The sequence below is a fragment of the Neobacillus sp. BF23-41 genome (assembly GCF_041106275.1).
The window spans coordinates 97051-109948 of sequence record NZ_JBGBPR010000011.1 but is presented as its reverse complement, the minus strand read 5'-3'; the positions used below and the strand labels follow the sequence as shown (position 1 = coordinate 109948).

General features: G+C 38.8%; 13 protein-coding genes. 10 read left to right on the top strand and 3 right to left on the bottom strand.

Annotation, left to right across the window (positions count from 1 at the left end; translation table 11 throughout):
- Nucleotides 1–80: 80 nt before the first annotated feature.
- On the bottom strand, nucleotides 81–1355 hold the full coding sequence (locus tag AB7942_RS17460; protein WP_369447856.1) for an MFS transporter: 1275 nt from the start codon (nucleotides 1353–1355) through the stop codon (nucleotides 81–83).
- Entirely contained in the window at nucleotides 1352–2677 is a 1326-nt protein-coding gene (locus tag AB7942_RS17455) for an alkaline phosphatase family protein (RefSeq protein ID WP_369447855.1), read from the bottom strand. The genes AB7942_RS17460 and AB7942_RS17455 overlap by 4 nt, the downstream gene beginning before the upstream one ends.
- A 171-nt stretch (nucleotides 2678–2848) precedes the next feature.
- Here AB7942_RS17455 and AB7942_RS17450 point away from each other — a divergent pair, with 171 nt between their 5' ends.
- From AB7942_RS17450 to AB7942_RS17415, 8 genes are all read left to right on the top strand, one after another.
- Nucleotides 2849–3763, top strand: a complete 915-nt coding sequence (locus AB7942_RS17450; protein WP_369447854.1) for an alpha/beta hydrolase — start codon at nucleotides 2849–2851, stop codon at nucleotides 3761–3763.
- Nucleotides 3764–3993: 230 nt separating this feature from the next.
- On the top strand, nucleotides 3994–5022 hold the full coding sequence (locus AB7942_RS17445; RefSeq protein WP_369447853.1) for a Bug family tripartite tricarboxylate transporter substrate binding protein: 1029 nt from the start codon (nucleotides 3994–3996) through the stop codon (nucleotides 5020–5022).
- A gap of 81 nt (nucleotides 5023–5103) precedes the next feature.
- Nucleotides 5104–5556 (top strand): tripartite tricarboxylate transporter TctB family protein, encoded by a 453-nt coding sequence (locus AB7942_RS17440; protein WP_369447852.1) that lies wholly within the window; start codon nucleotides 5104–5106, stop codon nucleotides 5554–5556.
- A gap of 56 nt (nucleotides 5557–5612) precedes the next feature.
- Nucleotides 5613–7139 (top strand): tripartite tricarboxylate transporter permease, encoded by a 1527-nt coding sequence (locus tag AB7942_RS17435; RefSeq protein WP_335712913.1) that lies wholly within the window; start codon nucleotides 5613–5615, stop codon nucleotides 7137–7139.
- 81 nt (nucleotides 7140–7220) lie between these two features.
- Nucleotides 7221–8846, top strand: coding sequence for an ATP-binding protein (locus AB7942_RS17430; protein ID WP_369447851.1), 1626 nt, complete (start codon nucleotides 7221–7223; stop codon nucleotides 8844–8846).
- Nucleotides 8809–9537: a response regulator gene (locus AB7942_RS17425; RefSeq protein WP_369447850.1), complete on the top strand. Its 729-nt coding sequence runs from the start codon at nucleotides 8809–8811 to the stop codon at nucleotides 9535–9537. The genes AB7942_RS17430 and AB7942_RS17425 overlap by 38 nt, the downstream gene beginning before the upstream one ends.
- A 17-nt stretch (nucleotides 9538–9554) precedes the next feature.
- Nucleotides 9555–9761, top strand: a complete 207-nt coding sequence (locus AB7942_RS17420) for a hypothetical protein (protein ID WP_369447849.1) — start codon at nucleotides 9555–9557, stop codon at nucleotides 9759–9761.
- 198 nt (nucleotides 9762–9959) lie between these two features.
- Nucleotides 9960–10991: an ATP-grasp domain-containing protein gene (locus tag AB7942_RS17415; protein ID WP_369447848.1), complete on the top strand. Its 1032-nt coding sequence runs from the start codon at nucleotides 9960–9962 to the stop codon at nucleotides 10989–10991.
- Between the two features lie 68 nt (nucleotides 10992–11059).
- Here AB7942_RS17415 and AB7942_RS17410 read toward each other — a convergent pair whose 3' ends face one another.
- Nucleotides 11060–11434, bottom strand: a complete 375-nt coding sequence (locus tag AB7942_RS17410; RefSeq protein WP_088086990.1) for a nucleotide excision repair endonuclease — start codon at nucleotides 11432–11434, stop codon at nucleotides 11060–11062.
- Between the two features lie 333 nt (nucleotides 11435–11767).
- Between AB7942_RS17410 and AB7942_RS17405 the strand changes: the two genes are divergently transcribed.
- Together AB7942_RS17405 and AB7942_RS17400 are read left to right on the top strand one after the other, a co-directional pair.
- A complete protein-coding gene (locus tag AB7942_RS17405; RefSeq protein ID WP_088086991.1) occupies nucleotides 11768–12349 on the top strand; it encodes a TerD family protein in 582 nt (193 codons plus the stop codon).
- 143 nt (nucleotides 12350–12492) lie between these two features.
- On the top strand, nucleotides 12493–12888 hold the full coding sequence (locus AB7942_RS17400) for a hypothetical protein (RefSeq protein WP_369447847.1): 396 nt from the start codon (nucleotides 12493–12495) through the stop codon (nucleotides 12886–12888).
- Nucleotides 12889–12898 lie beyond the last annotated feature (10 nt).

Here is a 12898-nt window from a genome sequence, read left to right as displayed (position 1 = left end):
TATAGAAATTTTGAAAGATTATTGGTGTCAGGCACCATTTTAGTAAAAAAAATAGACCTCAAGATGAGGTCTTGAAATTTTTATTGAGAAATAGAATTTGATTGTGATATGGTGGTTGACTCCGGTACGCGTAGGAGGAGGATACCTCCAATGATGAAAAGAACAATTAAGCTAAACACACCGCTGTTGGTATTTCCGGTTATCTGTGCGGTGAATCCAACAAGGAATGGCCCTAAAATAGCTGCGAATTTATAAAAAATACTATAGAAGCCAAAGAACTCATTGGCGTTTTCTTTTGGAACTAGTTTCGCAAAGTAGGAGCGGCTGAGGGCCTGGATTCCACCTTGGGAGGAGGCAACGAGCATCGCCAAAATCCAAAAATCTAACGTAGTTTTTAAGAAATAAGCATACGTACAAATGATGATATAAACAAAAATTCCAACTAGCAGCATCGTTTTGCCTTTAAATTTATCGGCAAGCTTTCCAAATAAAATCGCGAATGGTGCAGCAACTACTTGTGTCGCAAACAAGATAATGAGTAGGTTAGTGGAAGTGATTCCTAGGTCTGATCCGTATGCTGTAGACATGGTAATAATCGTATTCACTCCGTCAATATAAAAGAAATAGGCAATTAAAAACAGAAATAGTGGACGGTACAATTTAATCTTCCTAAATGTTTTAACTAGCTGTTTAAAGCCATTGGAAATGGGATTTGGAACGGATTCTTTATAATAAACCTGTTTGACATTTTTTAGCATCGGAATCGTGAATAAGCCCCACCATAAGGCGGTAATCGCAAAAGCCGCTTTACTTGCAACCGTAACAGATATTGGGAGGATGTTTTGCTGCGATAATAGAATCAGAGCAATGCTGATAATAAAGGGGATTGTACTTCCGATATACCCCATTGCATAGCCTTTTGATGAAATCTGGTTCATCCTCTCCTCAGTCGTTACATCGACAAGAAAAGCATCATAGAAAATATTTGTTCCGCCAAAACCAATCACGGTAATCATGTAACAAATTAATAAAAATAGCCATTGATTACTAGGTACGACAGCAAGCAGTAAGGTAAATACAATTCCTAACGAAAAGAAAAACGTAAAAAATCGTTTCTTAAACCCTTTGAAATCCCCAATACTTCCTAAAATAGGTGCACAAATCGAAATAAGCAGTGTGGCAAACGAATTAGCATAGCCCCAATAAGCAGTGGAAGTGGAAGCTTCAAGTCCCGCCTCGGTAGCTGCCGCTTTAAAATAAAGCGGAAAGATTGCGGTTGTGATTAGGATCGAATAAGCAGAGTTTGCCCAATCATATAACGCCCAGCTCTTTTCTTGCTTTGACATCCGACTCATAGATTTTCCCCCTTTTCATTCTTCAACATTTCTTCTATCGTCCTTCCATCTGTCTGGCCTAAATTTACTCCTAGAAGCCTTGCAAATGTTGGACCTTCATCAATGAGACGGATAGAAGGCAGGGTGATTGATGTTATCCCTTTTCCAGCTGCCATAAAAATGGTTCCATAATTTTCTTTCTCAGGTGAATAGCCATGACAGGCCAAGGTGTATTTATGATCCGCGTTTACGTCCTCCTTCGTGATCGTTTTGATGAACTCCCCTTCGAAGTCTTCTAAAAAGAAATATCCTCTTTGAGCTTCAACCATAAAGGAACATGTTCCATCTGCGCCTTTTTCAGCTGCTTGTTCCCCTGTGAGGACGTTTTCAATCCCGTTTTCAGGATTCTCAAATAGGGAATCTAGCAATCGTCTTACGGTATCCTGTATGGCGAAATCTTGTTTGTCTTTAATGTAAATATATGCAGAGCCATCACAACTTTTACAATATGCCTTCCAATTAATTATTTTTCCTTTTCCATTAGTGGTTATCAGATTATGCTCATGAAAAAGAACATTTAGGTTGACGGCTTTATTTTCATCTAATGCACTATGGTCACCTAATGCAACCACAGTGGAATTCTCATAGATACCGCTTTCCTTTAAGGCCTCGATAATTCTGCCAAGTCGGCTATTGTGGCGGTCGATTGCCGCGAGTGCTTCCTCCGAAGAAAAACCATGATAATGCCGCTGGGTATCCAAATCCGTAAAGTGGACCATCAATAAATTCGGCTTCTTGGTTTTAATGGTATCGACGGTTGACTCCAAGACGAAGTCATCCAATTCCGGTTGACTAAGGCCTTTTCGGATATGCCCGTAACGTTTATTAAGATCCCACTGAAAGCGAGGACTTCCACTCATCAGTGAAACAAGAATTTGATTATGCCAAGGGCGGTTCGCAAAAATTTCGGGCATATTATAGTCAATCTTTGCTTTGGCTGTTACTGGCCATAATAGAGCAGCTGTTGTCATCTTTGCCTTTCTTACTTCGTCATACAAGGTGGTTCCTCGAATACAATCTCTGAACCAGTTCCAATCAGGAGAAACCATGCCTGGCTGCAGAAGTGTGTTATTAATTACACCGTGGCGGTTCGGATAATTACCTGTGACAATCGTTGCATGACAAGGATAAGTGACGGAAGGGTAAATGGATTCGACTTTTTCTACATAGGTCCCATTTTTTAATAGGGTTTGAAAGTGTGGTAGTTCTTTTAACTTAGGAAAATCTAAGGCTGAAAGGCAATCAAATGAAATGATAATTAAATGGTCAGTCAGTCGTTTCATAAATTGGAAAACCTCCGAAAATATCTACCAGTTACTACAATTGTACTACAGGTAGGCGGAAATGGAAGAATGGTTACAGAATATTTACAATATTGTTGAAAGCATTGATTTAATAGAAGGTTTTTCTAGTATAATGATATTAGCAAATTCTGGATTAATGGGGGTAAGAAGATGCCAAGTATCCGAAGCTATTTTTTTGAAAAAGGGATTAAACTTTCGGTAAAAAGAGCATTAAAGAAGGGGATATCATATCGAGCGATGGATGAACAGCGGCAGATGCTCGACACGGCTGCAAGAAAACTGGGAAAACTCCCAAAAAACTGCCAGGTTGAACAACTTGAAATTGAAGGCTTGTACGCTGAGTGGCTTACTTCCAAAGACATCTTAGAAGATAGGGTGATCCTTTATTTACACGGCGGTGGTTATGCATTTTGCTCAGCCAATACCCACCGCCCACTAGCGGCTAGAATTGGGAAAGCGGTGGGTGTAAAGGTGTTATTTCCGGAGTATCGTCTGGCACCGGAACATCCATTTCCAGCTGCAATCGAGGATGCTGTTACCGTGTACCGCTGGCTATTGAGACAAGGTTATGATTCCTCCAAGATTATTTTGGCAGGAGATTCTGCAGGAGGTGGCTTAAGCATTGCTGCTACTTTGGTCTTAAGGGATCAAAATGAACCGATGCCGGGGGCCATTGTTTGTCTTTCCCCTTGGGTCGATTTAACCAGCAGCGGGGAAAGTTACAGTAAAAACAAGGAGGTTGATCCCTATTTAAGTGTGCAAGGTGTAAAGGATGCAGCACTAATGTATGCGGGGAATGAGAATACCCTCAACCATCCGCTCGTATCACCTGTCTTTGCAGACTTGACCGGGCTTCCGCCACTATTCATCCAAGCAGGGAATCATGAGATCTTGCAAAGCGATGCAGAATTGCTCGCCACACAAGCACGTCATGCAGGTGTTGATGTCACTTTTAAAGTATGGGACAAGATGTGGCATGTCTGGCAAATTAGTGGTGATACTTTACCTGAAGCGAAAAAGGCTGTATGCGAAATAGGGAATTACCTAAAGAAAACCTTCCAATAATTTTTTTAAGCATACCTTGTCCAGATATTGGGTCCAAGTTATAAACGAAAATCTGTGAACTCCTGAGATCCTGAATCAGGAGTTCTTTCACGTGTTGATAACAATAATTCAACCTATGAACTTTATGAACAAAATGGTAGTTAAGTTTTTAATGCTGTTTAAATGAATAATCTATGAAAACCTCAAAATTTTTGTAAAATTAAGAAAACGTTTACAAAGGGGGAAATGAAATGTTTTCTATCAAAAGAATTTCAGCAGTAATGTGTGCAGGTGCATTGGCATTAAGTTTGGGGGCTTGCAGCAGTAAGGAAACAGCGAGTACAAGTAAAAAAGAGGAAGGAACCGGTTATCCAACAAAGTCTATTAGTGTCATTGCACCATCAGGAGCAGGTGGTGGCTGGGATTTAACAGCCCGCTCGTTTACAAAAGTGTTAAGTGAAACAAAGCTAGTTAAGCAGCCGCTAACAGTTGAGAACAAGCCTGGGGGCGGAGGGGCTGTTTTTATGGCCGAATATGCAACCCAGCAAGTGGAAAATAATGACATGCTGTTTGTCAATTCACCGCCGATTATTATCAACAATTTAAAGAAAGAAGGAAACAGTCCGTACGGTTATAAGAATACCACACCATTAGCACAACTTACGAAAGACTATGGAGCAATAGTTGTTAAAGCCGATTCCAAATTTAAAGATTTAAAATCGGTTTTGGAAGAGGTAAAGAAGGATCCTAGTAAGTTGACTTTTGCTGGTGGCTCAGCACCAGGTTCGATGGATCATTTAGTTTCCATTTTACCAGCCTATAAATATGGAGTTGACCCAACCAAAATTAAATACGTTTCCTATGATGGCGGTGGCGAAGCGATTACCGCACTACTTGGAGGAAACGCAGATGTCATTGGGACGGATGCCTCTAGTGTAAAAGAGTTTCTTAAGGCTGGCAAAGTAAGGGTGCTGGCGATTACATCCACTGAACGCTTATCAGGAGACTTTAAAGATGTTCCAACAGCGAAGGAACAAGGTGTCGATGCAGAATTTACGATTTGGCGTGGTGTATTTGGTCCAGAAAAAATGTCCGAAGAAGCAAAAGGTTATTGGGAAAAAACCATTGATAAATTAGTTCAATCATCTGAATGGAAAAAAGAAGTCGAGACACAAGGCTGGGAATTAGAGTATAAAAATGGGGCAGATTTTAAAAAGTTTTTAGAAGATCAGGAATCACAAGTACAACAATTATTAGAAGCATTAGGAATGCAGAAGTAGAAGTAGAAGTAATCCAAAAGGGAAGGAACGACTTTCTCCTTCCCTTTCATTTTAAAATCGCACGGATTGGGGGGATTGCGGATGGACATTAAATTTGATCGCATCGCTGCTATAGTGTTTCTAGCTGTAGGAGTCCTATTTATTATCGGAAGCAGAAGTATTGCAAGCTCTTCGTATGGAAGTGTAGTCGGTCCAGATATTTTTCCATTTTTTCTGGGGGTTTTGCTGACGATCTTAAGTATTCGCTTATTTTATGAAACCTTTAATGGAAAAACACAGGAAAAGAAAAAAGAAAAATTGCAGTATAAGCCTTTTTTAATCATATTGGCAGCCACATTAATCTATATTTTGACGCTGGAATCAGTTGGTTATGTGATCACAACATTTTTATTTCTTTTTGTCTGCTTTCAGACAATGGAACGGTCTAAATGGCTGACCTCACTAATAATCGCTGGATGTTTTTCGGGCCTTGTCTATTTCATATTTGTCGAAATATTAAAAGGAACTCTTCCAGGCTGGCCAATTTGGTTTTAGTCAATTAAGTAATGGTGTCAGGCACCACGTTTCTTGGAAGGAAAGGGGGATATGTAATGAATACTCTTGATTATTTGATGCACGGATTCGGTTCGGCACTTATTTGGTATAATTTACTTTTTGCATTTGTTGGAGTTTTGATTGGGACAGCCGTTGGGGTGTTACCGGGGATTGGTCCGATGAGCGGCGTTGCTCTGCTTATTCCTGTTACCGCTTCCATTACGGGAGGACTTCCTCCTGAACAAGCCGCAACTAGTGCTATCATTCTACTCGCTGGTGTCTACTACGGAGCCATGTATGGTGGATCAACCACTTCTATTCTATTAAATACTCCTGGCGAGTCATCGTCCGTAGTGACAACATTAGATGGTTATCAGATGGCAAAGAAAGGACGAGCGGGTAGTGCGTTATCGATTGCGGCAATTGGGTCGTTCGTGGCTGGAATCTTCACGTTGGTCGCACTAATTGCCTTAGCGAAACCATTGTCAAATCTAGCACTTAAATTTGGTCCTGCTGAATATTTCTCTCTGATGCTCTTAGGACTAGGCGCTGTTAGCGGATTGGCAGGAAAGTCCGTTACGAAAGCCTTAATTATGACGGTAAGTGGGCTGCTCCTTGCTACGATCGGAATTGACAATGTTTCTGGGATAGGCCGTTTTACCTTTGATATTCCTTGGTTATACCAAGGGATTGAATTCTTGACCATTGCCGTAGGTTTGTTTGCCCTTGGCGAGGTGTTTAAGACAATCTTAGAAAAAGATGAAGAAGATACACAAATGGCAAAGATTAATAATTTACTGCCTTCAAAAGAAGAGTTGAAAGAATCGGCTGGACCAATCGCCAGAGGATCCATCTTAGGTTTTTTTATCGGGATTTTACCCGGAGCAGGCGCTACTCTAGCATCCTTTTTTTCTTACATTTTAGAAAAGAAGATCTCCAAAGACCCCTCAAAATTTGGAACTGGAGCGATTGCTGGTGTGGCAGCACCAGAATCTGCGAATAATGCCGCATCAGGTGGAGCGATGATCCCATTGTTAACATTAGGAATTCCGGGCTCTGGCACAACTGCCATCCTGATGGGGGCACTGATGATGTATAACGTACAGCCAGGTCCGTTATTATTCGAAGATCATCCCCAGGTTGCGTGGGGGTTGATTGCGAGTATGTTTATTGGAAATATCATGCTGTTAATACTCAACCTCCCGCTTGTTAAGGTATTTGCAAAAATCATTCAGACACCCAAGCAATATTTGATTCCAATCATTATTGCCATCTCTATTTTCGGGGTTTATGCGGTTCAAGTTTCGATTAATGATCTGTTGCTTCTATTAGGATGCGGTTTAGTTGGCTATTTTCTTAATAAACATGATTACCCGATTGCACCATTGGTGTTAGGACTTGTACTAGGTCCAATGATTGAGAATAACCTGCGAAGAGCCTTAACGATTTCAAATGGAGATTTTGGACCCTTTTTCACACGCCCTATCTCACTAAGTTTCTTAATTTTGACCGTTCTTTGGTTGGTTATTCCGGTCATAATGAAGATGAGAGGAAAAAATGTCGTTATTAACGAAGAAGGATAATCTTTTTAAAGTTCTGATTATTAAAAAAAACCCCTTTTTTTAAGGGGTTTTTTTCTATATGATAAATGTAGAGGTGTTTGTATGCGATTACATACGAAATTAATGTTAGGTATTTTTATATTAATCCTCCTAATTGGCGGGGTTTTTGAAATAACTTTTAAAAATATTATGGAATCCAATCTTAAGCACGAAAAAGGGACGAAGGCCTTATCGGTGGCACAGTCCATCTCAAATATGCCAGATATTCAAAAAGCCTTTTCTAATTCCGATCCTGCTGCTAGTATACAACCGATCGCAGAAAAAATTAGAAAACAGGTTGGAGCGGAATTTATTGTTATCGGGAATCGAAAGGAGATTCGCTATTCACATCCAGACCCGAACCGATTGGGACAAAAAATGGTTGGCGGAGATAATGATCGAGTCTTTAAAGGAGAATCGGTTATCTCAGAATCGATTGGAACCCTTGGTCCTTCCTTGAGAGGAAAAGCACCCATATTTAGTGATGGCGAAGTTATTGGAGTGGTTTCAGTAGGATATCTTCAAACGGATATTGATAAAGAAGTTTCAAAGATTAGAAGAAAAATCTTTATGGTAACAATGATTATATTACTGGGAGGGTTACTAGCCGCATTATTAATCTCCTTAAATATTAAGCGAGCGATTTTCGGACTTGAACCAAAGGAAATAGCTTGGATGTACCAGGAGAAACATGCCATATTAGAATCCATCCATGAAGGAATTATCGCTGTCGATACGAATGGGCGAATAACTGTAGTCAATGAAACCGCACATAAATTTCTTAATGTTCCGAAAGAGGTCTTTCTCCGTGGAAAAAGGATTGAAGATGTACTTGAAAATACGCATCTATATGAAGTTGTTCGAACGGGTCTTGCGGAGTATGATCGGGAATTTGCCATTTTTGGAGAGGTTTTTTTGGTTAATCGTATTCCTATTTTAAATAAAAAGGGAGAAGTAATTGGAGCAGTTGCTAGCTTCAGAAACAAGTCAGAGCTTTCCAATCTGATTCAGGAATTGTCCCATGTAAAAGCATATGCTGAAGGACTAAGGGCACAGACACATGAATATTCCAATCGTCTTTATACACTTCTTGGCTTGATACAGCTTGGTTCTTATAAAGAAGCGATTGATTTTATTTCAAGGGAAGTGGATGTCACGCAAGGTTTCATTAGCTTCCTTATGAAGGAAATCCCTGACCCGATCATTGCCGGTTTTATTTTAGGTAAGGTCAGTTTATCGAGCGAGTTAAAAATCAATTTTACAATAGACCGAGAGAGCAGCTTTATGGATGTTCCAGCGGAAATCAGTAGGGATACGTTAGTCACAATTATAGGTAACCTGGTCAATAATGCCTTCGATGCTGTAAGAGAAAATGGTAAGGAAGAAAAAAGAGTTTCTTTGTTTTTAACTGACCTGGGAAAAGAATTGATTATTGAAATAGAAGATAACGGCAAAGGCATTGATCCGAGCTTAAGTGAACAAATTTTTCAAGCTGGATTTTCAACGAAAAACCGTCAAAGCAATGCGGGGATTGGGTTAAGTCTTGTTAAGAAAGCCATAAAGGGCTTAGGGGGATATATCACCTTTTCCTCGAATGAAGGAGCAGGGACCATTTTCACAGTAGCGATACCAAAAAGCAGGGGGTGTTTGAATGAAGCAGAACCCGGATATAGAAGTGTTAATTGTTGAGGATGACTTACGAATTGCAGAAATTCAAAAACGATTTATTGAACAGATTGCTGGTTTTCAAACGGTAGGAATTGCGGCAAGTTATCAAGAAGCAAAGACCTATATTGATCTACTACAGCCAGACCTTCTCTTGCTGGATGTATATTTTCCAGACATGAATGGAATTGATTTACTTAAAGAAACAAAGCAGCAAAATAAACAAATGGATGTAATCATGATTACCGCCACAAAAGAGATTCATAAGGTTCAAGAGGCAATTAGTATAGGTGTGTTTGATTATATCATTAAACCAGTGATTTTCGAGAGATTCAAACAATCATTGCTTAGGTATCAGGAATTTCATACCAAGCTAGTTGAATTGAGGAATGAAAATCTCCATGTCACCCAAAAACAGGTGGACAAGCTGCTGCGAAAAGAAATTGATCGATCCCTTAGCGAGAAAGCTTATTTGCCGAAGGGAATTGATCCGCTTACACTTGAAAAGGTTTTGGATGTCCTGTCGAAAGTCGACTTCGGGTTAACAGCAGAATTTGTCGCCAAAGAAATAGGCGTAAGCAGGACAACAGCAAGAAGGTATCTTGAACATCTCATGTCTGAGGAAAAAATTGCAGCAGATTTAGCTTACGGAACGGTGGGCCGTCCTGAACGTGTCTATTTGGTTAGAGGTGCATCCAAACAGCATAATCACTAAAAAGGAAGAAGGCTCTAATGGAGAGCCTTCTTCCACAAGAATTACGCAAAAATTCCACGGCAATGGGGTTATTTGGCGGAGAATTTCTCATATCTGAAATGAACTTTCTAGAAAAACAAATTGTAAAAAAAGTGAGAGGTGCAACCATTGATCAATCCAATTTAGATTATGAGGCCATCAAGGAATTTGCGTCCAAATTAAATAATATAAAAAGTCTTGTTTAGTATCAGGTTATTAACTTGAAAATGGAATGAGAGCGTTTCTGTTTTTGCAGAACGTTTTTTTTGTTTTTTAAGGGCTTATAGACAATTTATTCGATGTCCCACATTGGAATATGAATTTTTTGTCAAATTTTGCTTATAAAAACAAGAAACAATGACTATAATGAAAGAGGTCTTAATACAACAAGGAAGAGGATTTAAATGAAGATTTGGTTTAACAGATGGTTTACAACGGTTTCCCATTATATTGATATGATCCGGTTCAATGAAGATAAGCGGAATTTTATCATTTATGGGACACATCCGAACAAAGATGCCCTTTATTTACAAAATTGTGATTACGCCTTTGTCGAGCCAGATATATCTGGTGAAGAATATATTGGTTTTTGTCTTGAATTTTGTCAGAAGCATGGTATCGATATTTTTGTCCCAAGGAAAGAAAATGTCCTCATCTCAAAAAGGCTTAGTGAGTTTGAGGCTTTGGGTGTTAAGGTACTAGTTTGCCCTGAAGCAAAGTTGATGGAGACAATGGATAATAAAGCAGATACCTATCAACTTTTATCCAATGGAGCAGCAGGATTTTTGATACCGGACTATTATGTCGTCAATAATGTTGAAGATTTTAAGAGGGCGTATGAAAAACTAAAGGAAAAAGGCCATACGGTTTGTTTTAAACCAGTGATTGGTGAAGGTGCCAACGGATTTCGGGTCATAATAGACCAAATTGTGTCCATTGACCAGTTTTTCAATCATGGAATTGGTTTCCGTATTCCCTATGCCCATGCCTGCGAAATTTTGAGCCAGCAAGATACATTCCCTGACTTAATGGTGTTGGAATTCCTAGAAGGCAGAGAATATAGTATTGATTGTTTATCGTCCCATGAAAAGTTGTATGCTGCTATTCCTCGAATGAAGGGGGATGGACGAGTCAGGGAGCTTGTGGAACAGGCGGAACTCATTAAATTAGCACATGATTTTCATCACGAGTTCAGATTGCCTTATGTATTCAATATTCAGGTAAAATACAACAACAATGGTGTGCCGAAACTGTTGGAGATTAATCCGCGAATGAGCGGGGGAATGCACATTAGTTGCTTGTCAGGGATTAACTTGCCTTATCAAGCCATCAAGATTTTACTTGGTGAAGATGTGGAAGTAGTCAAACCAAGGTTTGGAATTCGAGCAAGTCATATTGAGAAGGAAATGATTCTGAAATATGGCGATATTAGTTAAATAAATAAGCAAAAAAAGAAAAGAGCAGGTTTTTTGTATCTACCCGCTCTTTTCTCTATTAGGAAAGTTTATTTATAAAAAACTTTATCGATATTGTATTTTGCATGTAAGGTATTAATGATAAAGGTTTCATAGATTTCTCTCTCCATCGGATCTTCCACAACACATACTGCAATTCTATAAACTTCATCTCGATGTAATTTGATCGGCGAAACAGTATCTTCAAAATGTCTTTTTACGCGAGGGCGTAACTTCCTTGCTTTTCCAACAAATAGTAATTCGTCATTTGCGTTTGAAAATAGAATAATCCCGCCTTTGTCTCTAGGGATTTTATTGTAATCAGTAAATCCATAAACGCTACTTAGTGGCGCCTCAATTTTTTCTCCAACTTGGTTCTTTTTCGTAATCACTATATCAGGATTAGGTATTTCAATTTTTATCATTAAGAAAATCGCTCCTTGCTTAAAATAAACGGTGTCCCCGTTTTGCTAACAGTTTATTATAGCACAAACTTTGTTAATTAGATTTGACTTTCTTATTTTAACCATTTTTCACTCCTCAAAACCAATTGAACAGAAACTATTTGATTATATTGGAGTGAGTAAATAAGGGTAGAAAAATATTCCTTATTTTTGTAAACTTAAGGAAAGTGTTGTAATTTTGCTGATTTAATTATGTTCGTAAGGTAAATAATTCTTGGTAGGATTCGATTGTTATGAACTTTCTATTTATAATAGAAGGTGATATAAAATATTAAGATGAGAAAGGGTGTTTTTATGGCTATTTCATTGTCTAAAGGTCAAAAGGTTGATTTAACAAAAACAAATCCGGGTTTAACGAAAGTAGTTGTCGGTCTTGGCTGGGATACAAATCGTTATGACGGCGGAAAAGATTTTGATTTAGATGCAAGTATATTCCTATTAGGAGCAAATGGAAAAGTGACTTCTGAAAAGGATTTTGTGTTTTACAATCAGCTAGAGGGCGGAAATGGTTCCGTGGTACATACAGGTGATAACCGCACAGGTGAAGGTGACGGGGATGATGAGCAAGTAAAAGTTAACCTTAGCACTGTTCCTTCTCAAGTGGAGAAAATCTCGTTTGTTATTACTATTCATGATGCAGAAGCGCGCGGTCAAAATTTTGGACAGGTTTCTAATGCATTCTGCCGAATCGTAAACGAAGATTCAAACCAAGAAATCATTCGCTATGATTTAGGGGAGGATTTCTCCGTTGAAACCGCCATCATTGTAGGTGAATTATACCGACACAATGGTGAGTGGAAATTCTCTGCCGTAGGTTCTGGCTACCAAGGTGGACTAGCACGCATCGCAACAGACTTCGGCTTAAATGTAGGTTAAGATGTTGAAAGAAAAAAGGACAAAAAGGTCGATTGACCATTTTGTCCTTTTTTCTTTGTTAAGACTATCTAAATGGACAGGGTTTTTGGTTTGGGGTATTGTGGAGTTAACTATTTTATTTTGATTTGAGGATGGATTTTTTTATGAAATTTTTGTTTAAAACACAGGTTCTTTCAATTATTTTTGCAATCATTTGGGTTGTATGCCTCAATATATTAGCTTTTTTGGACCAGCCAGAACGTGCTCTCCAATACATCAATTGGTTTGTTTACGGATTTGCTGTTTTGTTTGCAATCATTTCTTTTCTATTGACCAAATTTGTAATAGGTCACAATTGGCTGGCAGTTCCTTTAGTGCTCATCCCTTATCTCATCATTTACACACCATTTTTTAAGGGAATTATGTTAAGTCTAGTTAGTAAAAGCTACGGAATGATCATCAATTTTCTGTCGATATCAACAGGAACTATTTATTTAATGGCTATTTTAATCAGCCTGGTTTTCGGTATTATTTTCTCCAATCGGCGAAATAAGGCGTAGTTATTTGCTT

What these genes read in the sequence shown, in the direction of transcription:
- AB7942_RS17460 (WP_369447856.1), bottom strand. Translation starts at nt 1,355, where the DNA reads ATGAGTCGGATGTCAAAGCAAGAAAAGAGCTGGGCGTTATATGATTGG.
- AB7942_RS17455 (WP_369447855.1), bottom strand. Translation starts at nt 2,677, where the DNA reads ATGAAACGACTGACTGACCATTTAATTATCATTTCATTTGATTGCCTT.
- AB7942_RS17450 (WP_369447854.1), top strand. Translation starts at nt 2,849, where the DNA reads ATGCCAAGTATCCGAAGCTATTTTTTTGAAAAAGGGATTAAACTTTCG.
- AB7942_RS17445 (WP_369447853.1), top strand. Translation starts at nt 3,994, where the DNA reads ATGTTTTCTATCAAAAGAATTTCAGCAGTAATGTGTGCAGGTGCATTG.
- AB7942_RS17440 (WP_369447852.1), top strand. Translation starts at nt 5,104, where the DNA reads ATGGACATTAAATTTGATCGCATCGCTGCTATAGTGTTTCTAGCTGTA.
- AB7942_RS17435 (WP_335712913.1), top strand. Translation starts at nt 5,613, where the DNA reads ATGAATACTCTTGATTATTTGATGCACGGATTCGGTTCGGCACTTATT.
- AB7942_RS17430 (WP_369447851.1), top strand. Translation starts at nt 7,221, where the DNA reads ATGCGATTACATACGAAATTAATGTTAGGTATTTTTATATTAATCCTC.
- AB7942_RS17425 (WP_369447850.1), top strand. Translation starts at nt 8,809, where the DNA reads ATGAAGCAGAACCCGGATATAGAAGTGTTAATTGTTGAGGATGACTTA.
- AB7942_RS17420 (WP_369447849.1), top strand. Translation starts at nt 9,555, where the DNA reads ATGGAGAGCCTTCTTCCACAAGAATTACGCAAAAATTCCACGGCAATG.
- AB7942_RS17415 (WP_369447848.1), top strand. Translation starts at nt 9,960, where the DNA reads ATGAAGATTTGGTTTAACAGATGGTTTACAACGGTTTCCCATTATATT.
- AB7942_RS17410 (WP_088086990.1), bottom strand. Translation starts at nt 11,434, where the DNA reads ATGATAAAAATTGAAATACCTAATCCTGATATAGTGATTACGAAAAAG.
- AB7942_RS17405 (WP_088086991.1), top strand. Translation starts at nt 11,768, where the DNA reads ATGGCTATTTCATTGTCTAAAGGTCAAAAGGTTGATTTAACAAAAACA.
- AB7942_RS17400 (WP_369447847.1), top strand. Translation starts at nt 12,493, where the DNA reads ATGAAATTTTTGTTTAAAACACAGGTTCTTTCAATTATTTTTGCAATC.